Origin of the sequence: Paenibacillus amylolyticus (assembly GCF_003719335.1) — a bacterium.
Taxonomy (GTDB): domain Bacteria; phylum Bacillota; class Bacilli; order Paenibacillales; family Paenibacillaceae; genus Paenibacillus; species Paenibacillus amylolyticus_D.
The window spans coordinates 380,915-405,936 of the sequence record NZ_RIAS01000005.1; the positions used below are offsets into that span (position 1 = coordinate 380,915).

Consider the following 25,022-nt stretch of genomic DNA (forward strand, 5'->3'; position numbering starts at 1 on the left):
GAATAAAGGAAACAGAGGTGACACAATATGGCGGTCTATCAGGTATTGGTTGTCGATGATTCCGCTTTTATGCGCAAAATTGTGACGGATTTAATTGAAGCGGACTCAGAGTTTAAGGTTACGGCCACTGCGTCAAACGGCAAAGAAGCCATCCAAAAAGCATTAGAGTTGAAACCTGATATCATCACGATGGATGTCGAAATGCCGGAAATGAATGGACTGGATGCGCTAAAATCAATCATGGAGGACTCCTTCATTCCTGTGATTATGCTCTCTGGTATTAATGAACAAGGTATGAAAGAGACCATTATGGCTCTTGAAGCTGGCGCATTTGACTTTATTCGTAAGCCTTCTGTTGTGCATGATCAGGATATTGCTCAGGTTGGCAAAGCCTTGGTTGAACGAATGCGTGCTGCCATGCATGAAGTGAAGCGAAAAGCTGAGCGTAAAGAATCGATCAAAAAAATGGAGGCTTCCCGCAGTACTATGATTCCTCCAGTACAACCGGTGAAGAAGGATGAGGCAACGAGGGAGATGGTTGAACCGCTTCAAAAAACAGCTCCGCCCATACTTCCAAAAAGCGAGCGTTCATTTGAAAAGCGTACTGAAGTCTCTCAAGCTAAAAAGCAGCCAAGTGTCCCGCCTTCTCCTCCGAAATCGGAGCGTACGATCACGAAAAAGGATGGCTTAGGTAAGCCTGATCAATCTGCTCGGACGAAAACGGATATAGCAAGCAAGCTGCCTGTGAGCCCACTGCAAGCCCGTAAAGAGGTCAGATCGCCAGAGGTGCCACGGCTCCCTTCGAAGCAGCCAGTAGCCAGTTCTGCACCTGTTCCTGCGAAGGAGCCAGTTAAACTTAATACGGCGTATAAAGCTTCAGCGGGATCGGAAGGATCGTTCAACAAACTTGTTGCGATCGGCTCTTCAACCGGTGGACCAAGAGCTTTGAAGACTTTACTTGAACAGTTGCCAGCAGATTTGCCAGCCCCAGTTATTATTGTGCAGCACATGCCGCCTAATTTCACCCGTTCACTTGCACAACGGTTGAATACATTTAGTCCGCTCCATGTAGTCGAGGCAGAAGACGGTATGGTGCTTAAAAAGGGAACGGCTTATATTGCGCCTGGTGGTTTCCATTTGAGAGTTCACAAGGCAGCAGATGGAAGATTTATCTTGAAGCTGAGTGAGGATCAACAAGTGAATGGGCACAGACCTTCAGTGGATACGATGTTTGAGTCGCTTCTGCCGTTTACATCTTTACAACGACATCTTGTTCTCCTGACAGGTATGGGAAGTGACGGGGCGCGTATGATGAAAAAATTATACGAGACTGGAGTCACATCAACTTTTGCCGAAAATGAAGAAACTTGTGTTGTCTATGGTATGCCGCGTTCAGCTGTAGAGTTGCAATGCGTGCGTCATCTTCTGCCCTTACAGGAGATTGCGCCAAGACTTGTTCAAGCAGTGAAATAACGGAGTGTAACTTACGGAGGAGGTGCCTCACAATGGACATGAACCAATATTTATCCATGTTTATTGATGAGTCTAATGATCATCTACAATCTCTTAACGAAAACATGCTACAACTAGAAGCGAATCCGGAAGATCTGGGTATAGTGCAGGTCATCTTCCGCTCAGCTCATACTCTCAAAGGTATGGCGGCAACCATGGGATTCGAGGATTTGGCTTCACTGACACATAAAATGGAAAATGTACTAGATATGGTTCGTAATGAAAAGTTGAAAATGCAGGATTACATTTTTGACACCATGTTCAAGAGTTTGGATGCTTTGGAGACTATGGTTCAGGATATTACCGGAGGCGGTGAAGGTAAAGCGGATGTCTCCTCCATTGTTGCTTCGCTTCAGGCTATTGAAAGTGGCGAATGGACAGGAGGCAGTGCTCCTGCTGCAAAAGCAGACAAGCAAACGAACTCCTCGATCTCCAATGCTGTAGAACTGGACGAATTCCAATATTCAGTTCTTGATCAGTCGATCGCAGAAGGCCACCGTGTATTCTATGTTGATGTCATTGTGAGTGAGCATAGTCAGTTAAAAGGTGTTCGGGCATACATGGTATTTGACATGCTTGAGCGTTCAGGTGAGGTCGTTAAGGCTTATCCTTCTGTTCAGGATATCGAGCAAGAGAAGTTTGAGCGCAGTTTCTCGTTGTATTACATAACGACTAAAGAGGCGCAAGAACTGGAAAAGGGCATTATGAGTATCTCGGAGATCGAGAGTGCCAAATTGATTCAGCTGGATCAAGAAACGTTGCAGCAGATGACGAATCAGGTGGCTGCCGCAGTTGCGGTAGAAGAAGCACCAGCCCCTGTGATTAGTAAGGAAGCGCCTGCTTTAGATTCGAAGCCTCAAGAAGAAGGTAAAGCAGCTTCCACGAAGGCAGCAACGCCGAAACAGGCAGCTGCACCTTCACGCACAATTCGCGTGGACATAGAGCGTCTTGATGTACTGATGAACTTGTTTAGTGAACTATTGATCGACCGTTCACGCCTTGAGCAATTAGCTAGTGAGACAGGCAATAACGATCTGTCGGATACTGTAGCCCACTTGAGCCGCGTGAGTACGGACTTGCAGAACATCGTACTGAAATTGCGGATGGTTCCTGTAGATACAGTCTTTAACCGCTTCCCACGAATGATTCGTGACTTGGCTAAAACATTGGATAAAAAGATCGATCTCGTCATTACAGGTGCTGAAACAGAACTGGACAGAACGGTTATTGATGAAATCGGAGATCCGCTTGTGCATCTGTTGCGTAATGCGGTTGACCATGGGGTTGAATCCATCTCGGAGCGTGTTGCAGCTGGAAAACCGGAATTGGGTACAGTTAATCTGCGAGCTTTCCACAGTGGCAACCACGTGTTTATTGAGATCGAAGACGATGGTAAAGGGATTTATCGTGACAAACTCCTGCAAACAGCGATCAAACGAGGCGTTGTGACGGAGGAACAAGGTGCGAAAATGAGCGATGATGAAGTCAATCAATTGTTGTTCGCTCCTGGATTCAGTACAGCTGATAAGATCTCGGATATATCTGGCCGCGGAGTAGGTCTAGATGTTGTAAAATCTAAAATCACTTCGCTTGGCGGTAATGTAACGATTACATCAACTCCAGGCAAAGGTACGAACTTCTCCGTACAGCTTCCATTGACTCTGTCTATCATTGCTGCAATGCTTGTACGACTTGGTTCAGAGAAGTATGCAGTTCCATTGTCTTCGATCGTAGAGACCGCGATTGTACAGCGTGAGCAAGTTCGTAATATCCATGGCAATAAAATGATTACGTTCCGTGAGTCTTTGATTCCGTATCTGTCATTAAGCGAAGTTTTCGGAGTGCCGGATTTCAACGATGCGGATGAGAAAGAAACCGAGATTGTTGTGATTCGAAAAGGAGAGCGTCTGGCAGCTGTCGCTGTTGAAGAATTCATTGGTCAGAGTGAGATTGTTCTGAAGTCTATGGGCACGTATCTTCCTACGATTGAAGGAATCTCCGGTGCGACGATACTTGGAGATGGACAAGTGGCTCTGATTCTTGATCCAAACGCATTTATTAAATAAGCATGATGATGGAGTTTTAAATCGAATAGGGAGGTTTTTTTACATGGAAGAAGAGTTGAAAGTCATCGTCTTTAAATTGGGAACCGAAGAGTATGGTATTGAGGTAGACAAGGTTCAGACTATTGAGCGCATGATGCCCATTACCCGCGTTCCCAAAACACTTTCCTTTGTAAAAGGAGTGATCAACCTGCGTGGTGTTGTTATTCCGGTTATTGATCTCCGCGGACGCTTCTCCCTTGCGGAAACGGAGTATACAGATCAAACACGGATCGTCATTGTTGGTGTTGACGATATGCAGGTTGGTTTTATCGTTGACTCGGCCAATGATGTTATCGACATTAAAAGCAGTTCGATCGATACTCCGCCAGAAGTGGTTGGCGGCGTGAAAGCAAGATATCTTCGTGGTGTTGCGAAATTGGAAGATGGCCGCTTGTTGATCATGCTCAACCTAAACGAAGTATTAAATAAAAGCGAGATTGTGCAGCTGGAAAGTGTTGAGGGCTAGCACGTGGAGATGTTTAACCGATTTGAGGGTTTCCAAATGGATGTGCTCAAAGAGGTCGGTAATATTGGAGCAGGCAACGCCGCTACGGCGTTGTCTCAACTCCTTAACAGGCCGATTGATATGGGCGTACCCACCGTTCAGATGCTTCCATTTGAGGAGGTTGCTGAGAAGGTGGGTGGGGATGAGCGCATTGTAGTCACAATATTTCTTCGTGTAGAAGGTGAAGCGCCTGGCAATCTCTTCTTTATGATGACACCAGAGGCTGCTAAATTGTTATTGAACCGTCTTGCTGGCTTTGAGCTAAAAGAAGGCTTGGCGTTCACTGATATGGAACATTCAGCGCTATCAGAGATTGGAAACATTCTCGCTGGATCTTACCTGTCTTCTCTGGCGGATTTCACAAAGTTATCGATGTATCCAACGGTTCCGGGGCTGGCGATTGACATGGCAGGAGCAATCCTTAGTTATGGGCTGTTGCAATTTGGAGAGATGGGCGATGCGGCATTATTGATTGACACTTCTTTCTTTGAAGGTGAAGATCAAGTAGAGGGACAGTTTTTCCTCATTCCTGATCCATCGTCATTTGCCAAGATTTTCGAATCGCTAGGGGTGCCACTGGACCATGATTGAGGACAAGAGCATCGTTAAAGTCGGTATGGCGGATCTGAATATCGCTCAACTTCCTGGCGTAATCCGTACAACTGGCTTAGGGTCATGTGTGGGGCTAACGATGTATGACCCACATTTAAAACTCGCTGGAATGGCACATGTCATGCTTCCGAGTTCAGAGATTGCCCGGGAGGGTAATCTGAACACGGCTAAATACGCGGATACAGCATTGCCAGAATTGCTTGAGAAGATGCTGAAGATGGGCGCGTCTCAATCCCGAATTGTATCTAAGATGGCCGGAGGTTCGCAGATGTTTGCTTTCTCGGGTGCAGGGGATACAATGCGAATCGGACCACGAAATGCAGATTCCTGTCGGGAAATGTTGGAACAGCTCAAAATTCCACTTTTGGGCGAAGATACAGGAGGAAATTACGGTCGAACTATCGAAATGAATTGTGAGACAGGACTTTTAACTATTCGTAGCGTACAAATGGGTGTAAAGGAATTATAATACATGATAGGAAACTACCGCATTAATCTTGGAGCAGGCATAGTCGGATTCGTTCTGACTTTTTTTGTAGCATTCAGCAGCAATGTGTTGATGACCAGTTTAATACGCGGATTAATTGGATTCGTAGCCTGGTATGTTCTTGCATATGGTCTGCGTTGGGGATTGGGAATATTGTTTAGCCCTCGTGTAGAAAATGGATCTGGGTATGATTCAGAGGGGACTCAAGATCTAAGAGGTTCACAGGTGGACATCAAACTCGAAGACGATGGACAAGAGCTGAATGACTTGCTCAAGAACGGACAGAGCGACTCCGCCGGGGCTGATTATCCGCCATCTGAGACGAAAGCTCCAACGGGATTTGCCCCTTTGGATCCGCCTAAACTTGTCCGGACCAAAGACCCGGAGGAGTTGGCGCAGGCCGTTCGTCACCTGACAGACAAATAAGGAGGGTGAAGGCGATTGAACGAGCGTAAAGCTTCACATTTGAACCATTCAGATCTGTGGGAAAAGTGGAAAGAATACGGAGATCTTGAAGCAAAAAAAATGTTGATCGAAAAATATCTTCATATTGTTAACTATGTGTCTGGCCGTCTGGCCGTCGGTTTACCCAAAAATGTTCCGAAAGATGACTTGGAAAGCAATGGGGTAATGGGTCTCATTGATGCATTGGAAAAATTCGATTATGAACGAGGCTTGCAATTCGAGACATACGCTTCATGGAGGGTTCGCGGAGCCATACTCGACGGATTACGTCAAGGAGATTGGGTTCCCAGGTCTGTACGTGAGAAAGCGAAACGGATTGAAGATGCCTACCAGCAACTGGAGCAGACCTATTTGCGTTCTGTCAGTGATGAAGAAATGAGTCAGTATTTGGACGTGTCAACCAAGGATTTTCAACATATGCTTCAGGAGGTGGCAGTGATGTCGCTCTGCTCGCTGGAAGATCCGATTCGGGAAGAAGAGTCAGAGACACGTCTATCTTTAATGGTAGATGAAAAAGCCAAAAATCCGGATTACAAAGTCAATGAGTTTTATTTAAAAGAAGCGTTGGTGCAAGGGCTTGAGAAGCTGACAGTGAAAGAACGAACGGTGGTCTCCCTTTTATATTATGAAGACCTTTCTCTAAGTGAAATTGCAGAGGTTATGTCTCTTTCACCGTCTCGTATCTCCCAATTACATTCCAAAGCCATATTGCGGCTTCGCGGCACACTGGATAAACAAAAAGATCTACTGATGCGTAAAGACTAGAGAGCAGAAGTGAACCACATGTATAGGGAGTGGACAGGCTACAAAGGAGGAAGATCTGCGTTGACACAACGGACTGCTATGGAAAAATCACTAAACGTTGTTTTATCCGATGATAAATGTATCGCTTATCTTGAATATTACAACGAAGAAGAGGGCTTTTCCTGTACCGCGGAAGAGCTTGAACAATTTGTGGAGAGCAAGGGCGTTAAACATGGTCTATTGCGAGAAGCATTATTAGTTTTTGTGAATAACCCGTCTGCCTACCTGAAAGATAAATGCAAGATAGCCGAAGGCGTTTCTCCTGTACAAGGGATCGATGGATATATTCAAGTCTTGATTGGTAAAGAAGATGACAGCGAGCAACGACCGCTCGAAGCAGAAGATGGAAAAGTGGATTACAAAGAGCTGATCCGGTTAGACAATGTGCGTAGTGGTCAGATCATTGCAAAGCGTATCGATCCTGTAGATGGCATACCAGGCAAAGCAGTGACTGGTGAAGAGATTCCTTTTCGTTCCGGAAAAGAAGCTCGATTCAAGGTTGGAAAAAACGTTGTTGTCAGTCCTGACGGCTCTGCGATGTATGCTGCAATTGACGGCTTGGTGAGTAGAACAGATGGAAACAAACTTAACGTATTTCCAGTGTATGAAGTCAATGGTGATGTCGACTATAAGCATGGAAATATTGACTTTGTAGGTAACGTCGTGATCCGAGGCAATGTGCTTACTGGCTTTAAAGTAAAAGCGGCAGGTGACATTCGTGTCGTCGGAGGTGTCGAAGGAGCAGAACTGGAGGCAGGCGGCTCTATCGAAATTACCGGTGGGATCATCGGTTACAACAAAGGTTTAATTCATGCCGGGCATCATGTGAAATGCACATTCATTCAAGAAGGCAATGTTGATGCAGGTGAAGATGTACTTGTGTCCCAAAGCATTATGCACTCCAACATCCGTGCGGGTCACGCTGTAATCTGTGCAGGAACAAAAGGGCTTATCGTTGGCGGCTCGACACAGGCCGGAGAGCATGTATCTGCGCGTGTTGTAGGTAACACAATGTCTACAGTCACCTCGATTGAGGTTGGTGTGTTACCCAGACTCCGAAACGAAATGAATGAATTGCGTAAGGAAATGAGAGAACAGATGGATTCCTTGGACAAAACCAAGAAAGCATTGACTCTTCTGGATCAACTGGCAGCAACAGGACAACTAACGCCAGACAAGATGGCGATGAGAATCAAATTAAACTCAACTCAGAAATCAGCTCTTCATCAGACTGAAGAAATGAAAATGCGTATCTTGGAAATTGAAAAGGTACTTGAAGATACAAGTAGAGCTCATGTTGATATTTTGAAGATGATCTACGGGGGCTCTAAAATAGTTATCGGCAGATACACGAAATTTATTAAAGATCCCGTTAGCCGAATGTCATTTTATTATCAGGACGGAGATATTACCATGGTGCCGTACGTTTAAAACTAGCAACAGCCTTTTGAGGAAATCCATTCGAAACCGTGAGGTGAGCGTATGAGTTTCAAAGCAGTGGAGTTGCAGATTGCGGTGCCGCGAACAAGTGAAGCGGGACGGTATCAAAGTGAAGCCCAGCAGAGACCGGTTACCGACCAGAATCTGCTCGCTGAACAGACGAGTAAAGAAGCCAATGAAGCACGGCAGCGCAGTGAAGCCCTGGCTGAGACGTCGCATACTTCGGTACGAGATGGTCATGCTGACGGGGGAGACCAGCATAGTGGTACTAATGGACGGGAGACGATGGATGAGCAGGAGCACTTCAAACCTGCTGAGCATCCCTACAAAGGTAAACATATTGATCTGTCTATGTAAAAGACTACAAACATGCTGGAAGCTTGCGCCCGAGGTTGGTCGTAACAAAAGGAGAGAAGCAATTTGTCACCATGGATCATTATTGTCATATTAGGAGCTTGCGCAATTGCTTATGCACTCATTATGCCTCGAAAAGACAAAGTACAGCAACCATCGCATCAGTTGGTGCAGGAGATGGAGTCAACGCTCGAACATTACATGACAGAGATTGAACAAGATAACGATGCTCTTATTCAACGTGTGGCTGAACTTAAAGGGGAGGCCACTGCAGCAGATCAGCGGATGCAGTCACAGCTTCAGCAATTGCAACAACGGCTTGACCAGCTGGAGCAACAAAAGGGTAAGACCACTGAACTCAACCCTGCAGAGATCATCATGAGCCAGAGATCAGAGGGTTTACAAGCACAAAGCCTCATGGACAGTGTTATGGCTGAAACGAATCAACAAATGGCATCAGCATCAGAGCTGCAAGGTAACCCAGAGCAAGAAGAAGATCCGAAGCGTGAATCGATTAAAGATCGTTACACAGAGCTTTTTAGGCTATATGATGAAGGAAAGTCTATGGATGCTATTTCTAGACAAACAGGCATACAGCTTGGTGAGGTGCAATTGATACTGCAGCTTGCAGAGCGGGAGGAGAGCTGACCATGGACAAGCGATCTTTGTGGATTGGTATAGGAAGCGGCATGATTACTGGAGCAATCCTGCTTCAACTAGCCACGGTAGGGCAAAAGGCCCTGTCTGACAGTAATCTGGAACCTGTACAACCTGACAATTGGACGAAAGAACAACTGGAAACAGCTGCAAAGAGTCTGGATATGAAACTGGTGGGTACCCAAGACGAGTTATACACGGAAGCCGAGTGGGTGTTAAAGAAAAAGCAGGAAAGCAGCCAGATGCAAGGGAAGTCGGCTGAAAAACCAGAGCAAACTACCTCTGCTGCACAACCGACAGAACCAAAGCAACCACAGGAGCCAGAGTCCAGTAATGTAAAAACTCAAGCACAGACAAATCAGCCAAAGACCAATGCACCTGTGACGCCAACTAAACCTAATGGACCCGCTGTAACGTTTAAGGTGCGTTCTGGAAATAGTTTGGTTATGGTTGCCGAAAACTTGAAAGAAGCTGGTATTGTGGACGATGCACAAGCTTTTATCAAGGCAGGGAAGTCTCAGGGTATTAATAAAAAAATTCAAGTAGGTACGTATTCTCTTGAAAAGGGTGAGAGTTTTAAGTCGATTATCGCCAAAATTACCAAAGAACCGTCAAGCTGAGCGCACATGCTCGGACTAGACGGTTCTTTTTGATGATCGGTGGATTATTTCTAATATAATGAAGCTATAAAATTTAGATTCAGATATTGTTGCAACAGAATGACACTTATGATATATTAGATAACGGTGTTAAAACACACGCTGTGCTAATTTTGTTGAGGGTGCTTTCCTGATGGAGAGTCTTAGCGAAAAATGATGCTGGCGGAGGACACAATAAAAAACCATATTAGGAGGTGTGTGAAGATGGCAGTAATCTCCATGAAGCAGCTTCTCGAAGCTGGGGTACACTTCGGTCACCAGACTCGTCGTTGGAACCCAAAAATGGATCGTTATATCTTCACTGAAAGAAACGGAATTTACATCATCGATTTGCAAAAAACGGTGAAAAAAGTCGAAGAGGCTTACAACTTCGTTAAAGGAATCGCAGGCGAGAATGGTACTATTCTTTTCGTAGGTACTAAGAAACAAGCTCAAGATTCTGTTAAAGAAGAAGCTGAACGCGCTGGTCAATTCTACATTAACCAACGTTGGCTCGGCGGTACCCTGACTAACTTCTCTACTATTCAAAAACGTATTGATCGTTTGAAACAGTTGGAAGCTTGGGAAGAAGACGGTACTTTCGCTGTTCTGCCTAAAAAAGAAGTTATCTTGCTTCGCAAAGAAAAAGATCGTCTCGAGAAATTCTTGGGCGGTATTAAAAATATGAAAGGCCTGCCTAGCGCCCTGTTCATCATCGATCCACGCAAAGAGCGTATCGCTGTTGCTGAAGCTCGCAAATTGGGTATCCCAATTGTTGGTATCGTTGATACTAACTGCGATCCAGACGAGATCGATTATGTTATCCCAGGTAATGACGACGCGATTCGCGCTGTTAAATTGCTGACAGGTAAAATGGCTGATGCCGTTATCGAAGCTAACCAAGGCGAAGAAACTTCCGCTTAATAGTTTTCGAACATAACATTCATGAATTAAATGAAAAGGGTGGTTGGTAGGTGGATAACCTCTCACTGCCCTTTTTTTAGAGTGTACGTGTACGTACAATACTTAATCTGGAGGGAATTTATAATGGCAGTTAATGCGAGCGCAGTAAAAGAACTTCGCGAAAAAACGGGCGCAGGTATGCTCGATTGCAAAAAAGCACTGGAAGAAGCAAACGGAGATATCACGAAAGCGGCTGAGTTGTTGCGTGAGAAAGGTCTTTCCGCAGCAGCAAGCAAAGCAGGACGTGCAGCTACTGAAGGTGTAGTAGAATCTTACATCCACGCTGGCGGACGTATCGGTGTATTGGTTGAAGTTAACTGCGAAACAGACTTTGTGGGTAAAACAGACCAATTCAAAGATTTCGTTAAAGATGTAGCTATGCAAATCGCGGCTGCTAACCCTAAATTCGTTACACGCGAAGAAGTTCCTACAGATGAGCTGGAAAAAGAGAAAGAAATTTTGAAAGCTCAAGCACTTAACGAAGGTAAACCAGAAAAAATCGTTGAGAAAATGGTTGAAGGCCGTATCGGTAAATACTACGAAGAATACTGCCTGATGGAGCAAACTTTCGTTAAAGATCCAGACAAAACAATCGCTCAATTGCTGAATGAAAAAATCAGCCAAATTGGTGAGAACATCTCTATCCGTCGTTTCGTTCGTTATGAACTGGGTGAAGGTTTAGAGAAAAAAGTGGATAACTTCGTAGAAGAAGTTATGTCCCAAGTGAACAAATAAGAGGTTTATCAAGCCGACAAAACAGGAATGATTTTCGAAGATATAAGAATGATGAAACTTCGAAGCGTAAACTCCCTTATATCTCTGGAAAACAGTGACTGAACGGTTAATCGTTTTTCCTAAAAGAACGGAACACTTCTGTGTTCCTTTCTTTTTAAGCAGGAGTCCATGCGCGAGAAGTTTTGTTGGTTGGGCACTGGAAGGTGTTCAATTCAAAGTGGAGGGTGAACAATTGGAACAGCCAGTATTTAAACGTGTTGTCTTAAAGGTGAGCGGAGAGTCTCTTTCCGGTCAAAACGGCTATGGCATTGATGCAGCAACGATTTCATCCATTGCTCAGCAGGTAAAAGATGTAGTTGCCCTTGGCGTGCAGGTTGCGATTGTATGCGGCGGAGGAAACATCTGGCGGGGTATTGCTGGCAGTGAAAACGGGATTGATCGTGCAACTGCGGACTATATGGGGATGCTCGCGACGGTGATGAACTCTCTGGCGTTGCAAGACGCACTTGAACAGATTGAAGTGCCAACTCGTGTGCAGACATCAATTGCTATGCAGCAGATTGCTGAGCCGTACATTCGTCGTAAAGCCATTCGTCATCTGGAGAAAGGCCGTGTCGTTATTTTTGCAGCAGGTACAGGTAATCCGTTCTTCTCCACGGATACAACAGCAGCACTGCGCGCAGCAGAGATTGAGGCAGAAGTGATCTTGATGGCCAAAAATAAAGTGGATGGTGTCTATTCGGCAGACCCATTCAAAGACAGCACAGCTGAGAAGTTTGAACAGTTGACGTACCTGGATGTGCTTAACAAAAACCTTGGCGTAATGGATTCAACGGCATCTTCGCTTTGCATGGATAACAACATTCCGTTGATCGTATTTAACATTACAGAACAAGGTAACATCAAACGCGTTGTTTTGGGCGAACGTATCGGAACAATCGTTAAAGGGAGTGTAGATTAATGCCACAAGCAGTTAAACAACATGCTGAAGAGCGTATGGAAAAAGCAATTCAGGCACTGCGCCGTGACTTGGCTACCTTGCGTGCAGGTCGTGCAACACCAGCTCTTCTGGATCGCGTACAAGTAGAGTATTATGGTGCAATGACGCCTTTGAACCAGCTCGCGAATATCAGTACTCCGGATTCCCGGACGCTGATGATCCAGCCATGGGACAAATCTTCGATGAATGATATTGAACGTGCAATTATGAAATCAGATCTGGGACTGACCCCAGCTAACGATGGTAGCATGATTCGTCTATCCATCCCGCCGCTGACGGAAGAGCGCAGAGCAGAACTTGTCAAACTGACTAAAAAGTTTGGCGAAGAAGGTAAAGTTGCGATTCGTAATATCCGTCGTGATGCGAACGATGACATTAAGAAAATGGAAAAGTCCGAGATTTCCGAAGATGAATCCCGGAGACATCAGGACGACATCCAAAAGTCGACTGATAAATTTATCGCTGAAGTCGATAAGGTACTTGCTGCCAAAGAAAAAGAAATCATGGAAGTGTAAGACAAGCGCAGCCCCTCCAATACGGTGGGGTTTTGTCTCTTTTTCCAAGCTTCAGATGAAGAAACTTCAGGGATTTTGGAGGAACAGGAATGATCAAACGGGTTCGGTCGTGGTGGAATGGGGCTGACAAGCAGGAAACGCTGACTATATCCGAGGATAATATCCCGCAGCACGTCGCCATCATCATGGACGGCAATGGACGATGGGCCAAACGTCTCGGTCTCCCGCGGATAGCTGGACACCAGAATGGCATGAAGGCAGTTAAACGTGCAACCATCGCGGCGGATGAACTGGGCATCAAATATCTGACGATGTACGCTTTTTCGACAGAAAACTGGACGCGTCCAAAAGAAGAAGTGGATTTTCTGATGAGACTTCCGCAAGAGTTTTTGGCTATTGAGTTAGAAGAACTGATAGAAAAAAATGTACGTATCCGCATGATGGGACATGAGGAACATCTGCCTTCACATACGGTTAACGCTTTGCGGGAAGCTATTCGTCTTACGGAACATAACACTGGTCTGGTGTTGAATTTTGCGATGAACTATGGAAGCCGCCGGGAGATGACGGAATGTGTGAAAGACATTGCTCTGCAGGTGAAGTCGGGGGAACTGACTGCGGAAGATATCACACCTGAACTTATTGACAAACATATGCTAACCGCAGATATGCCAGATCCGGATCTGTTGATTCGAACGAGTGGAGAACTGCGACTGAGCAATTTTATGTTATGGCAGCTTGCGTATAGCGAATTATGGTTTACGGATATATACTGGCCCGAATTTGGCAAACAGCATCTGCTTGAAGCAGTAGCCGAATATCAGCGCAGAACAAGGCGTTACGGCGGTTTGAAATAGATGGAGGATGAAGCCGTTGAAACAGCGATTAACGACGGGAATTATTGCAGGTGTATTGTTTTTGGGTTTTTGTATGCTTGGCGGACCCTGGTACCACGGGTTGGTCTTGCTTATGGCTCTCATCGGTTATTATGAATTTGTGAAAATGACCGGGGTGAAGCCCTTTTCAGGTGTAGCTCTAATTGGATATGCTGGAATTGTTTCTATGGTATTTCCTTGGGAAATGGTATGGGATGCAAGACCGTTATCCTTGTTTCAAATTTCGTGGATCATCATGCTAGTTTTGATGACCGCTTCGGTCGTCACGAAGAACAGATTACCGATTAATACAATTGCTATGCTTTTCATCGGCGTATTGTATATTGGAACGGGATTCTATTACATCGCAGAATCTAGACATTTACATCATGGTTTATTCTGGACATTCCTTCTGCTAGGTTCAATCTGGGCAAGTGATGCCGGAGCATATTTTGTAGGTAAATGGATAGGGAAAAACAAACTTTGGCCTTCGATCAGTCCGAACAAGACGGTGGAGGGAGCACTTGGCGGCATTGTCATTGCGATTGCGACCGCGGTGGTGTTTGCCCTGGTGTCAGATGGCTTACTCTCCTGGCAGAGAGCAATTCTAATCGGGGTTGCTTGTGCAGTAGTTGGACAGATGGGTGACTTGATCCAGTCAGCTTACAAACGCGTTTACAACATTAAGGATTCAGGCAATCTTCTTCCTGGGCATGGTGGTATTCTGGATCGGTGCGACAGTTGGATTGTGGTGTTTCCATTTGTACATATACTGATGCTACTGCCTTATTAGAAGAAGACAGCTTCAAGATGACTGAAGTGGCTCGCCCACAAGCATCGGATTCGTTAGAGGTGAGGTGCAGCAATGAAAAAAATAGCGATTCTTGGCTCGACAGGGTCGATTGGGACACAGACATTGGATGTTGTTGATATGCATCCAGAACACTTTCAAGTGGAAGCACTAGCTGCAGGGAGCAATACAGCTTTGCTGATTGAACAGACTAGACGTTATCAGCCGAAAAAGGTTTCGGTAGGCTCAAAAGAGTTGGCTGATAAGATTTCTCCACATGTGCCAGCAGGCACGAAAGTGTATTACGGTTCGGAAGGTCTCATCGAGGTTGCGGCAGGAACAGATGCAGATACGGTTGTTACGGCTGTTGTAGGAAGTGTTGGGCTGGAGTCTACACTTGCAGCGATCGAATCCGGGAAACAGATTGGACTCGCCAACAAGGAGACGTTGGTTACGGCTGGGCATATCGTTACAGAGAGAGCTGCCTCCAAAGGAGTTTCTATTTTGCCTGTAGACAGTGAACATTCAGCTATTTTCCAGTGCTTGAATGGAGAAAATCGATCGGGTGTGGCTGGAATTACATTGACTGCATCAGGTGGTTCGTTTCGACATCTTACACGTGAGCAACTACAGCAGGTGACTGTAGAGGATGCACTCAAGCATCCAAACTGGTCAATGGGCTCAAAGATCACGATTGATTCTGCAACGATGGTAAACAAAGGTCTTGAAGTCATTGAGGCACATTGGTTGTTTGGTCTTGACTATGAGCAGATTGATGTTCTACTTCATCCAGAGAGCATCATTCATTCCTATGTGGAATTCGAAGACACAAGTATCATTGCCCAGCTCGGTACTCCGGATATGCGGGTCCCAATTCAATATGCTTTGACCTATCCTGACCGTATGCCTTCTCCGGCAAAACGGTTGTCTCTTGCCCAAGTTGGACAACTTCATTTTAGGGAGATGGATATGGATCGTTTCCCATGTTTAAGAATGGCATACGAATGTGGTAAAATGGGAGGGACTGCAACGACGGCTTTTAATGCAGCTAACGAGGTTGCTGTAGCGCGTTTCTTGCGGAAAGAGATTTCATTCCTTAAAATAGAGGATATCATTGCTTCTGTGCTGGAAGCGCACCGGAATGTGGACAACCCTGATCTGGAGCAAATAGCTGCTTGTGATCAGGATAGCCGCAAGCTTGCGTCCTTGCTGTAATCTCTTTTTTCAAGACAAACGGAAAGAAGCGATTCTCTTGTGCGGCATTAGAGAATAATGATAGTCTAGAGGGACAGACTGCGGTACGTGCCGTGAAGGAGGATGAATAGGGATTGGAAACCATACAAGTGGTGTTTCTAACGGTGCTCATGTTCTTTGTCATCGTAACAGTGCATGAATGGGGGCATTATTATTTTGCCAAGCGCGCCGGTATTCTTGTACGGGAATTTGCGATCGGTTTTGGTCCCAAATTATTCTCATATAAAAGAAATGAGACGCAGTTCACGCTGCGCTTGCTGCCTTTTGGCGGATATGCACGGATGGCAGGAGAAGACCCGGAACTGATTGAAATCCAGGAAGGACAGACCATAGCGGTACGAACAGTGGACGATCAGGTCAAAATGATCTATCTAGACCAACTGGATAACCGTAAAAATGTGATTCGCGGAGAAGTGATCTCCATTGACATGGAGAATGCGCTTAAGTTACAACTGGATGTGGATGGTGAAGTACAACATTATCAAATTCATCCGCAAGCGATGTTGGTTAGCCGTGGTAAAGAGACACAAATTGCACCTAAAGATCGACAGTTCGGCAGCAAAACGGTGGCTCAACGCGCGATGGCTATTTTTGCAGGTCCACTCATGAACTTTATTCTTGCTTTTGTTCTGTTCGCTGTTTATGCGCAAATGGCAGGTGTTCCAGTGGAAAATCCAAAGAATCTGCAGATCGGTGAAGTGTTTAAAGGTGGAGCTGCAGATGAGGCGAACTTGCAAAAAGGGGATATCATCGAAACCATTAATGGTACGGTTATTGGTATAGATTCTAAGAAAATGGTGACGATGATTGCTGAATCCAAAGACAAGCCTATGGAATGGACAATTCGCCGCGGAAACGAGACATTTAATGTCAACATTACACCTCGTGCGGTAGAAGGTCAAGAAGGCGGAAAGGTTGGAATTGCGCCTGTCTTACCTACTCGTTCTGTTGGGTTCGTGGAAATGTTCAAGTTCTCGGGAGTAGCTATGGTGGATACGACCAAGGTTATCTTTGAAGGATTCAGACATTTGATTAATCAGTTTAGCATGGATGACATTGGTGGACCTGTGCGTACGTTTGAGGTAACTGGTCAGATCGCCAAGCAAGGTATTGAGCAATTAACAAGATGGGCGGCGATTCTAAGCCTTTATCTGGGAATCTTCAATTTGCTCCCGATTCCTGCGCTGGACGGCAGCCGTCTCGTTTTCCTCGGAATCGAAGCGTTGCGTGGACGTCCGGTTGACCCTAACAGGGAAGGTATGGTGCATTTCGTCGGGTTCGCGATGCTCTTTGTACTGATGCTGGCAGTAACATATAATGATATACTACGTTTAATTAACGGATAATTACGGTTTGACTATGTGCTGATTATTCAGTACTAGTCGTTATGGGAGGACGCAGGAGTCTTATGTCAAAGGAAAACGATAAACAGTTCGTAACAGAAATTACACCGCAGGGTGAGGATTTCTCTCGCTGGTACATTGATGTTATTAAAAAAGCAGATCTGATGGATTACTCACCAGTTCGTGGCTGCATTGTATTTAAACCGGACGGTTTCGAAATTTGGGAGCACATTAAAGATGAGATGGATCGTCGCTTCCGTGAAACAGGTCACCGCAATGCGTACTTCCCAATGTTCATTCCCGAAAGCTTTTTCCAAAAGGAAAAAGAGCACGTAGAAGGGTTTAACCCTGAGTTGCCTTGGGTAACTGAAGCAGGCGGAGAAAAGCTCGAAGAACGTTTGGCGATCCGCCCAACTTCCGAGACGATCATTGGACATATGTACTCCAAATGGATTCAGTCCTATCGTGATCTGCCAGTATTGATTAACCAATGGGCTAACGTGGTCCGCTGGGAAAAGAGAACGTTGCCCTTCCTTCGCACTAGTGAGTTCTTGTGGCAAGAGGGCCACACAGCGCACGAGACAGAAGAAGAAGCACGCGAAGAAACGATGAAAATGCTTGAAATCTACCGTGAAGTCGTCGAAGAATACCTTGCCATTCCGGTTATTACAGGGCAGAAGACCAAATCCGAGAAGTTCGCTGGGGCAGTGGATACGTTCTCGATTGAAGCCATGATGAAAGATGGACGTGCCGTACAGGCAGGTACTTCTCACTACATGGGGACTAACTTTGCCAAAGCTTTTGAAATTCAATATTTGAGCCGTAATAACGTTCTGGAACTTGCGCATACCACTTCATGGGGAACAAGTACACGTTTGATCGGTGCTTTGATTATGGTTCACGGGGATGACCGTGGTCTTGTACTGCCGCCTAAAGTGGCACCAACTCAAGTGGTAATGATCCCGATTGGACCGCCAAAAACACGTGATGCCGTTGTTGGTCGTGCGGATGAATTGTTTGCTGAACTGAAAAAAGCTGGCATTCGTGTGAAAATGGATGATCGTAGTGATGTCCGTCCAGGCTGGAAGTTCAACGAGTATGAGATGCGTGGTGTACCGATCCGTTTGGAGATTGGCCCTCGTGATATGGAGAATGGCGTATGTGTGCTTGTCTCCCGGATTACTGGAGAGAAGAAAGTAGTTGAGCAAGCAAACCTCGTTGAAGAGATTCAAACGATGTTGACACAAGTTCAGGCAGACATGCTTGATCGTGCTCGCACATTTATGTCTGACAATTTCTACTCCGTAGATACACTGGATGAGATGAAAGAATTGATGGAAAACAAACGCGGATTTACACTGGCTGGCTGGTGTGGATCAGAAGCATGTGAAGATAAAGTAAGAGAAGTTACGGGTGCAACCAGCCGGAACATTCCGTTCCAGCCTGCGGAAGAAAAGCACACATGTCTGGCTTGTGGTGAAAAGGCGCAGCACACGGTTGTGTTTGCAAGAGCATACTAGTTAACGGCTTCATGAAGAGAGCTTATTCACCGGTTTAGTAATGAATGAAGAGCTTCTGTCGGATAAAATGGATCGGTGCGGGTTCGGATCGGGGACATTTTTGAATACAGGAGCTTTTCATGTTTTAAGGGGGCACAGGAGGAACACGATGAGTGGATTTGAGGAGAAGAGAAAACGGTTTGAGTTGTTGATGAAACAGGCAGAACTTCCGGCAGGTTTGACTGACCCTTATTTCTTGGATGGGTGGATTGAACAGGTCGAGACCAATCGTACGAATCGCGAATGGCATATCCAGATTGGTAAGGACACACTGGTGCCTGCGCCGATCTATCGAACGTTCAGTCTGCATATTCAGGAGAAGTTAAATCATATTGCCAAAATTACATTTGCTTTTAAATATACAGACAAGGTGCTGTCTAACGATATCGTAAATGAATATTGGAACCTGTTTCTGGAGTGGGTTACTCGTGAAATTCCGTCTGTAAATGGCTGGATGAATCGTGCGACAGTGGAGTGTGAAGCCGATCTGCTGCAACTGACGATGAGTGATTCCACATCCATGGAACTTGCTCGCAAAAAGCAGATTGATCAAGCCATTACCAGATTCTACGAAAAGTATTTTCACTTGCCACTTCGTATTAAAATGCAGGTGGGCGAAGCGGGAAGCAACAAAGAAGCAATGGAGCAATTCCAGGCTCAGAAGAAAGTAGAAGAACGACAGGTTATCGAAAAAATGATGAGTGAAGTCATCGAGACCGAGCTGCCAGAAGAAGAAGATCAAGGTGATGTGCGGTTGCAGATGGGGTATGAGATCAAAGAGCCGGCTGTACCGATGCAAGAAGTTCAGGATGAAGAGAAGAAAATTACACTCCAGGGAACGATCTTTGGTCTGGACCGCAAGGAACTGCGGAATGGAAATACGTTATTCACCTTCTATCTGACAGACTTTACGGATTCAATGCAAATGAAGATGTTTGCCAAAACCAAAGAAGATGTCAAAATACTCAGCTTGCTGGCAAATGGAAAATGGGTGAAAGTTCGTGGACGTGTAGAGTACGATCGTTTTATGCAAATTCCTGAGCTTGCTATGATTCCTTCGGATCTGACTGAAATCAAAGCACCGCCATCTCGTAAGGATACAGCAGAGGAGAAACGTGTAGAATTCCACTTACACTCCACGATGAGTACGATGGATGCCGTAACGTCGATTGATAAATATGTGAAAACAGCTGCTGATTGGGGACACAAGGCGATTGCCGTCACTGACCATGGTGGTGTTCAGGTCTATCCGGAAGCAGCCAAGGCAGCGAAGAAAAATGGCATTAAAATGATTTATGGCCTGGAAGCGAATGTGGTGAATGACTCTGTAGCGGTTGTCCTGAATCCACAACCAATGGATCTGAAAACGGCCACGTATATCGTCTTTGATATCGAGACCACGGGACTGTCGGTAACGCAGAACAAAATCATTGAGATTGCCGCTGTCAAAGTTCAAGAGGGGAAAGAAGTGGATCGTTTTGCTACCTTTGTCAATCCGCATGAACGAATCCCATACAACATTCAGCAGTTAACCAACATTACAGATGAGATGGTAAAAGATGCACCAGAGCTTGAACCGGTTATTCGTGATTTTGTTGCTTTTGCAGGAGATGGTGTATTGGTCGCGCACAATGCACGGTTTGATATGGGCTTTATCCAGGCATCCCTCAAAAATCTGGACATGCCTGAGCTGCCAAACCCGGTGCTTGATACCTTAGAACTGGCTCGTCTTTTATATCCCAAAATGAAAAATCACCGGTTGAATACACTGGCCGATAAGTATAAAGTTGCGCTGGAAAGCCATCACCGGGCGATCGACGATACGATTGCTTTGGCGGGTATTTTAAATGGACTGATCAATGATGCAGCTCAATTAAAAGGTCTGACGATGTTGGATCGTTTGAATGATTTCGTTGGGGTAGATTTGTCGAATACACGTCCTTTCCACTGCGGAATCTACGCGTTGAATGATGTAGGCAAGAAAAATCTGTATAAGCTGGTTTCCCTCTCACATACCGAGTACTTCAAACGTGTTGCATGTATACCGAAGTCCAAGCTGGTAAGCTTACGCGAAGGATTGGTTGTCATATCTGGCTGTGAAAAGGGAGAGTTTTTCGAGGCAGTTCTAAACAAATCGGTAGAAGAAGCCGAGGAAATCGCCGAGTTTTATGACATTCTGGAGATTCAACCGCTGACCATGTACATGCATCTGGTGGATAAAGGACTTGTTGCCACACCCGAAGAGTTGAAACTTGCGGTTCGTAAAGTCGTAGATATCGGTGCGAAATTGAATAAACCTGTCATAGCTACAGGTAACGTTCATTACTTGGAGCCAAGAGATAAAATTTATCGGGATATTACGATTCATGGGATTACCGGATTCAGTCCGCTTAAAGATCAGCGCAAACCGGATGCTCACTTTAGAACGACAGCCGAAATGTTGGAGGAATTCCAGTTCCTTGGACAGGATAAAGCGTACGAAGTTGTGGTTACCAATACCATTGAGCTAGCCGATCGTTTTGAGGAGATCAAGCTCTTCCCGGACAAACTCTTTACGCCGATTTTGGAGGGCGCGGAGGAGGAAATCCGTAACACCTGTTACAACACGGCCAAATCGATCTATGGTGAAGACCTGCCGGAAGTGATTATTGCTCGTTTGGAAAAAGAATTGCAGCCAATCATCAAATACGGATTTTCTGCCAACTATCTGATCTCGGAACGTCTCGTTAAAAAATCAAATCAGGATGGTTATCTTGTAGGTTCGCGGGGATCGGTGGGTTCGTCCGTCGTAGCAACGTTCCTTGGTATCTCAGAAGTTAATCCGCTTCCTGCACATTATATCTGTGTGAACCCTGAATGTAAGCATAGCGAATGGTTCCTTGACGGTAGTGTACCGAGTGGATTTGACTTGCCAGACAAACCATGTCCTGATTGCGGGGGGAAACTCAAAGGGGAAGGACAGGATATTCCGTTTGAAACTTTCCTTGGGTTTAAAGGGGATAAAGTTCCCGATATCGACTTGAACTTCTCGGGGGATTATCAGCCCCATGCCCATAACTACACGAAAGTGCTGTTTAGTGAGAAAAGTGTGTTCCGTGCGGGTACGATCGGAACGGTCGCTGAGAAAACGGCGTTTGGTTTTGCGAAGAAATACGAAGAACAACATCAAAAGAAATGGCGCGGCGCCGAGCTGAATCGTCTGGCATCCGGCTGTACCGGTGTAAAGCGAAGCACGGGACAGCATCCCGGCGGAATCGTCGTTGTACCGGATTATATTGAAGTGGAAGATGTTACACCTGTCCAGTATCCGGCAGATGATGTTACAGCAGAGTGGAAAACAACCCATTTTGACTATCACGCATTTGAAGAAAACCTGCTGAAGCTTGATATTCTGGGACACGATGATCCGACGATGATGCGTATGCTGCAGGATCTTACGGGCGTTGATCCAACAACGATTCCGATGAATGATCCCAAAGTAATGAGTATGTTCAACTCCACGGATGCCCTTGGCGTAACCCCGGAGCAGATTCGCTCCCCTGTTGCCACATTCGGTGTGCCAGAGATGGGTACGAAATTCGTGCGTCAGATGCTTGTCGAATCCCAGCCGTCGTCTTTTGCCGATTTGCTGCAGATTTCGGGGCTTTCTCACGGGACGGGCGTATGGCTTGGTAATGCGCAGGATCTGATCAAGAACGGCACATGTAACATCAAAACGGTAATTGGCTGTCGGGATGATATTATGTTGTTCCTGATCTACAAGGCGGGAATGGATGCGAGTCTGGCCTTTAAGATTACAGAAAGTGTTCGTAAAGGACGTGGACTGCCGCAGGAATGGATTGATGAGATGAAAAACTGCAAGGTACCGCAGTGGTACATTGACTCCTGTCTCAAAATCCAATACATGTTCCCGAAAGCCCACGCGGCTGCTTACGTTATTTCAGCGGTACGTACAGCATTTTTCAAGTTGTATCATCCGATTGAATATTATGCGACATACTTTACCGTTCGTGCAGACGAGTTGGACATTGAGCTGGTGTGTCAGGGCTATGATGCCATCTATCGCAAAATCGTAGAGATCGAACAGCTCGGTTTCCAGGCACCGCCAAAAGAGAAAAACATGTTACCTGTCCTCGAAATGGCACTGGAGATGACCGCCCGCGGCTTCTCGCTTAAACCGATTGATCTGTACCGTTCGGAAGCGACAAAATTCATCGTGGACGAGAAGTCTTTGATTCCTCCATTCTCTGCACTTGCGGGTATTGGGGATAACGCGGCTCGTAACATTGCTGCGGCTCGCGAGCATGGTGAGTTTTTGTCCATTGAAGATTTCCAGCAGAAGTCCAAAGCAACGAAAACGATCGTTGAACTACTGACCAACATGGGATGTTTCCGTGGTTTGCCTGAGAGCAATCAGCTGTCCTTGTTCTAATAGGTAGAAAATTAGCAGAATAACTTCATTGGTTATGTCCTTAAGCCATATACTTCGATTTTTCCTTCATTAGTGTGGTTGCTATGCAAAGGTGGGTTACTTGTCACTATTACCAGACTATGTTATAATTTTTGAAGTGAACGAGATAGTACGAATTTCTGAAGAGTGGGGAAACCCACTCTTTAGTCTTTGGTATACAAGAATCTTGGGTATTTAATCATCTGCCAGCGATTATAGTTGGTGTGACCTAAGTTGGAGGTTATCGGTTTTGAGCACAACGAATATTAAATCTACCGTGGAAGAAATGATCCAACCCTACTTGAACGAACAAGGCTTCGAGCTGGTTGACATCGAATACGTCAAAGAAGGCAGCAACTGGTTTTTACGGGTGTATGTCGACAAAGAGGGTGGAATCGACATCGACGATTGTGTCTTGATCAGCGAAAAGCTGAGTGCCAAGCTGGATGAGAACGATCCGATCCCATCTGTCTATTTCCTTGAAGTGTCTTCTCCCGGTGCGGAGCGTCCACTGAAAAAAGCGGAGGATGTTGCCAAAGCCGTAGGCAAAAACGTATTTGTTACAACCTACGAGCCGGTGAATAAATTAAAGGAATTCGAAGGCAAGCTGCTTTCCTTTGATAATGGGGAGCTTGTGATTGAAACAGGCAAGAAGCAGCATTCCATTTCTTATGAAAAGGTTGCCAGTGCGCGCTTGGCCATTTTGTTTTAAAGTGCCTTGTTCACTTGATTAATGAAAAAGACACATCTCACGATAACGGCAAGGTGCTCACAAGTTTCGAGCCTTTCGCCGTTTTACGTATGGGATGCCATGTTTGAAAGGGGGATCAACATTCATGAGTATGGATTTTATTGAAGCAATGAATGAATTGGAACGGGAAAAAGGGATCAGCAAGGATGTGCTGTTTGAAGCGATCGAGGCTGCACTTATCTCCAGTTACAAGCGTAATTTTAACACGGCGCAGAATGTACGTGTTGACATGAACCGCAATACGGGGGTTATTCGCGTATATGCCCGCAAACTGATCGTGGAAGAAGTCCTGGATTCACGCACTGAGATTTCATTGCCTGCTGCACGGGAAATCAATCCACACTTCCAGTTGGAAGATATTGCGGAGATTGAAGTTACGCCGCGTGACTTTGGACGTATCGCCGCACAAACGGCTAAACAGGTTGTAACTCAGCGTATTCGTGAAGCCGAACGTGGCCTGATCTACAATGCTTTCGTGGATAAGGAAGAAGATATCGTTACGGGAGTAGTGCAACGTCAGGATCTGCGCAATATCTACATCGATCTGGGCAAAATCGAAGCGGCACTGCCACTCACCGAATTAATGCCGAACGAGAAGTTTGTTCACGGTGACCGCATCAAGGCGTACATCACTAAGGTCGAGAATACGACTAAAGGGCCGCAAATCATTTTATCACGAACTCATCCAGGTCTCTTGAAACGTCTGTTTGAACTGGAAGTACCTGAGATTTTTGACGGTGTAGTTGAAATTCGTTCGGTTGCCCGTGAAGCAGGATTCCGCTCCAAAATTGCAGTACATTCTCGCAACGAGGAAGTTGATCCGGTTGGATCTTGTGTAGGTCCAAAAGGGATGCGCGTGCAGACCATTGTGGGTGAGCTGCGCGGTGAGAAAATCGACATCGTTCGTTTTTCCGAACAAGTGGACGAATATGTGGCAAATGCTCTGAGTCCTTCCAAAGTCTTGGAGGTTCACGTGTTCGAGGAGGAGAAGATGGCTCGGGTGATCGTTCCTGACTATCAACTGTCCCTTGCCATCGGCATCAAAGGTCAAAATGCTCGATTGGCAGCCAAATTAACAGGCTGGAAGATCGACATTAAGAGCGAGAGCCAGGCGGAGCAGGAATTCGGCAGAGAAAAAGATTCTTCTTCGGAAATGCATCAGGATTCCGTCTCCGTCGATTAAAGGAAAGCACGGAGGGGGGCGCTGA

The 25,022-nt window shown here is 45.7% G+C and carries 23 protein-coding genes; all 23 read left to right on the forward strand.

The genetic code is table 11. From position 1 onward, the window contains the following. Positions 1–27: 27 nt before the first annotated feature. Positions 28–1,473 (forward strand): protein-glutamate methylesterase/protein-glutamine glutaminase, encoded by a 1,446-nt coding sequence (locus EC604_RS12470; protein WP_123064466.1) that lies wholly within the window; start codon positions 28–30, stop codon positions 1,471–1,473. Between the two features lie 32 nt (positions 1,474–1,505). Next, complete coding sequence (locus tag EC604_RS12475) at positions 1,506–3,578, forward strand: chemotaxis protein CheA (RefSeq protein ID WP_123064467.1); 2,073 nt, start codon at positions 1,506–1,508, stop codon at positions 3,576–3,578. A gap of 43 nt (positions 3,579–3,621) precedes the next feature. Next, positions 3,622–4,083 (forward strand): chemotaxis protein CheW, encoded by a 462-nt coding sequence (locus EC604_RS12480; protein WP_123064468.1) that lies wholly within the window; start codon positions 3,622–3,624, stop codon positions 4,081–4,083. A gap of 9 nt (positions 4,084–4,092) precedes the next feature. Beyond that, positions 4,093–4,713 (forward strand): chemotaxis protein CheC, encoded by a 621-nt coding sequence (locus tag EC604_RS12485; RefSeq protein WP_123064535.1) that lies wholly within the window; start codon positions 4,093–4,095, stop codon positions 4,711–4,713. After that, complete coding sequence (locus EC604_RS12490) at positions 4,706–5,203, forward strand: chemotaxis protein CheD (RefSeq protein WP_123064469.1); 498 nt, start codon at positions 4,706–4,708, stop codon at positions 5,201–5,203. The genes EC604_RS12485 and EC604_RS12490 overlap by 8 nt, the downstream gene beginning before the upstream one ends. A gap of 3 nt (positions 5,204–5,206) precedes the next feature. Beyond that, the gene (locus EC604_RS12495) at positions 5,207–5,647 is read left to right on the forward strand and encodes a hypothetical protein (protein WP_123064470.1); all 441 of its coding nucleotides are present in this window, start codon (positions 5,207–5,209) and stop codon (positions 5,645–5,647) included. A 15-nt stretch (positions 5,648–5,662) separates the two neighbouring features. Next, positions 5,663–6,451: a FliA/WhiG family RNA polymerase sigma factor gene (locus tag EC604_RS12500; RefSeq protein WP_123064471.1), complete on the forward strand. Its 789-nt coding sequence runs from the start codon at positions 5,663–5,665 to the stop codon at positions 6,449–6,451. Between the two features lie 60 nt (positions 6,452–6,511). Beyond that, entirely contained in the window at positions 6,512–7,921 is a 1,410-nt protein-coding gene (locus tag EC604_RS12505) for a DUF342 domain-containing protein (protein ID WP_123064472.1), read from the forward strand. 51 nt (positions 7,922–7,972) lie between these two features. Beyond that, the gene (locus EC604_RS12510) at positions 7,973–8,287 is read left to right on the forward strand and encodes a hypothetical protein (protein WP_123064473.1); all 315 of its coding nucleotides are present in this window, start codon (positions 7,973–7,975) and stop codon (positions 8,285–8,287) included. A gap of 63 nt (positions 8,288–8,350) precedes the next feature. Next, entirely contained in the window at positions 8,351–8,932 is a 582-nt protein-coding gene (locus tag EC604_RS12515) for a hypothetical protein (RefSeq protein ID WP_123064474.1), read from the forward strand. Between the two features lie 2 nt (positions 8,933–8,934). After that, positions 8,935–9,561: an endolytic transglycosylase MltG gene (locus tag EC604_RS12520; RefSeq protein WP_123064475.1), complete on the forward strand. Its 627-nt coding sequence runs from the start codon at positions 8,935–8,937 to the stop codon at positions 9,559–9,561. A 243-nt stretch (positions 9,562–9,804) separates the two neighbouring features. Next, entirely contained in the window at positions 9,805–10,503 is a 699-nt protein-coding gene (gene rpsB / locus EC604_RS12525) for a 30S ribosomal protein S2 (RefSeq protein WP_024630243.1), read from the forward strand. 123 nt (positions 10,504–10,626) lie between these two features. Beyond that, complete coding sequence (tsf, locus tag EC604_RS12530) at positions 10,627–11,277, forward strand: translation elongation factor Ts (RefSeq protein ID WP_123064476.1); 651 nt, start codon at positions 10,627–10,629, stop codon at positions 11,275–11,277. 232 nt (positions 11,278–11,509) lie between these two features. Continuing rightward, entirely contained in the window at positions 11,510–12,238 is a 729-nt protein-coding gene (gene pyrH, locus EC604_RS12535) for a UMP kinase (protein WP_111270032.1), read from the forward strand. Beyond that, entirely contained in the window at positions 12,238–12,792 is a 555-nt protein-coding gene (frr, locus tag EC604_RS12540; protein ID WP_123064477.1) for a ribosome recycling factor, read from the forward strand. The genes pyrH and frr overlap by 1 nt, the downstream gene beginning before the upstream one ends. A gap of 89 nt (positions 12,793–12,881) precedes the next feature. Further along, positions 12,882–13,649: an isoprenyl transferase gene (locus EC604_RS12545; RefSeq protein ID WP_123064478.1), complete on the forward strand. Its 768-nt coding sequence runs from the start codon at positions 12,882–12,884 to the stop codon at positions 13,647–13,649. Between the two features lie 16 nt (positions 13,650–13,665). Continuing rightward, a complete protein-coding gene (locus EC604_RS12550; protein ID WP_123064479.1) occupies positions 13,666–14,460 on the forward strand; it encodes a phosphatidate cytidylyltransferase in 795 nt (264 codons plus the stop codon). A 72-nt stretch (positions 14,461–14,532) separates the two neighbouring features. Next, on the forward strand, positions 14,533–15,672 hold the full coding sequence (locus EC604_RS12555) for a 1-deoxy-D-xylulose-5-phosphate reductoisomerase (RefSeq protein WP_123064480.1): 1,140 nt from the start codon (positions 14,533–14,535) through the stop codon (positions 15,670–15,672). A gap of 113 nt (positions 15,673–15,785) precedes the next feature. Beyond that, positions 15,786–17,057, forward strand: a complete 1,272-nt coding sequence (gene rseP, locus EC604_RS12560) for an RIP metalloprotease RseP (protein ID WP_123064481.1) — start codon at positions 15,786–15,788, stop codon at positions 17,055–17,057. A 62-nt stretch (positions 17,058–17,119) separates the two neighbouring features. Next, positions 17,120–18,574: a proline--tRNA ligase gene (proS, locus tag EC604_RS12565; RefSeq protein WP_123064482.1), complete on the forward strand. Its 1,455-nt coding sequence runs from the start codon at positions 17,120–17,122 to the stop codon at positions 18,572–18,574. A 148-nt stretch (positions 18,575–18,722) separates the two neighbouring features. Next, positions 18,723–23,045: a PolC-type DNA polymerase III gene (locus tag EC604_RS12570; protein ID WP_123064483.1), complete on the forward strand. Its 4,323-nt coding sequence runs from the start codon at positions 18,723–18,725 to the stop codon at positions 23,043–23,045. 268 nt (positions 23,046–23,313) lie between these two features. Further along, entirely contained in the window at positions 23,314–23,775 is a 462-nt protein-coding gene (rimP, locus tag EC604_RS12575; RefSeq protein ID WP_123064484.1) for a ribosome maturation factor RimP, read from the forward strand. Between the two features lie 124 nt (positions 23,776–23,899). Next, positions 23,900–24,997, forward strand: coding sequence for a transcription termination factor NusA (nusA, locus tag EC604_RS12580; protein WP_123064485.1), 1,098 nt, complete (start codon positions 23,900–23,902; stop codon positions 24,995–24,997). Positions 24,998–25,022 lie beyond the last annotated feature (25 nt).

Bases quoted from the DNA above. Each gene is read 5' to 3' on its own strand.
- rpsB (WP_024630243.1), top strand. From the start codon at position 9,805: ATGGCAGTAATCTCCATGAAGCAGCTTCTCGAAGCTGGGGTACACTTC.
- EC604_RS12490 (WP_123064469.1), top strand. From the start codon at position 4,706: ATGATTGAGGACAAGAGCATCGTTAAAGTCGGTATGGCGGATCTGAAT.
- EC604_RS12520 (WP_123064475.1), top strand. From the start codon at position 8,935: ATGGACAAGCGATCTTTGTGGATTGGTATAGGAAGCGGCATGATTACT.
- frr (WP_123064477.1), top strand. From the start codon at position 12,238: ATGCCACAAGCAGTTAAACAACATGCTGAAGAGCGTATGGAAAAAGCA.
- EC604_RS12495 (WP_123064470.1), top strand. From the start codon at position 5,207: ATGATAGGAAACTACCGCATTAATCTTGGAGCAGGCATAGTCGGATTC.
- proS (WP_123064482.1), top strand. From the start codon at position 17,120: ATGTCAAAGGAAAACGATAAACAGTTCGTAACAGAAATTACACCGCAG.
- EC604_RS12570 (WP_123064483.1), top strand. From the start codon at position 18,723: ATGAGTGGATTTGAGGAGAAGAGAAAACGGTTTGAGTTGTTGATGAAA.
- EC604_RS12475 (WP_123064467.1), top strand. From the start codon at position 1,506: ATGGACATGAACCAATATTTATCCATGTTTATTGATGAGTCTAATGAT.
- nusA (WP_123064485.1), top strand. From the start codon at position 23,900: ATGAGTATGGATTTTATTGAAGCAATGAATGAATTGGAACGGGAAAAA.
- EC604_RS12545 (WP_123064478.1), top strand. From the start codon at position 12,882: ATGATCAAACGGGTTCGGTCGTGGTGGAATGGGGCTGACAAGCAGGAA.
- tsf (WP_123064476.1), top strand. From the start codon at position 10,627: ATGGCAGTTAATGCGAGCGCAGTAAAAGAACTTCGCGAAAAAACGGGC.
- EC604_RS12555 (WP_123064480.1), top strand. From the start codon at position 14,533: ATGAAAAAAATAGCGATTCTTGGCTCGACAGGGTCGATTGGGACACAG.
- EC604_RS12480 (WP_123064468.1), top strand. From the start codon at position 3,622: ATGGAAGAAGAGTTGAAAGTCATCGTCTTTAAATTGGGAACCGAAGAG.
- EC604_RS12470 (WP_123064466.1), top strand. From the start codon at position 28: ATGGCGGTCTATCAGGTATTGGTTGTCGATGATTCCGCTTTTATGCGC.
- EC604_RS12510 (WP_123064473.1), top strand. From the start codon at position 7,973: ATGAGTTTCAAAGCAGTGGAGTTGCAGATTGCGGTGCCGCGAACAAGT.
- EC604_RS12485 (WP_123064535.1), top strand. From the start codon at position 4,093: ATGTTTAACCGATTTGAGGGTTTCCAAATGGATGTGCTCAAAGAGGTC.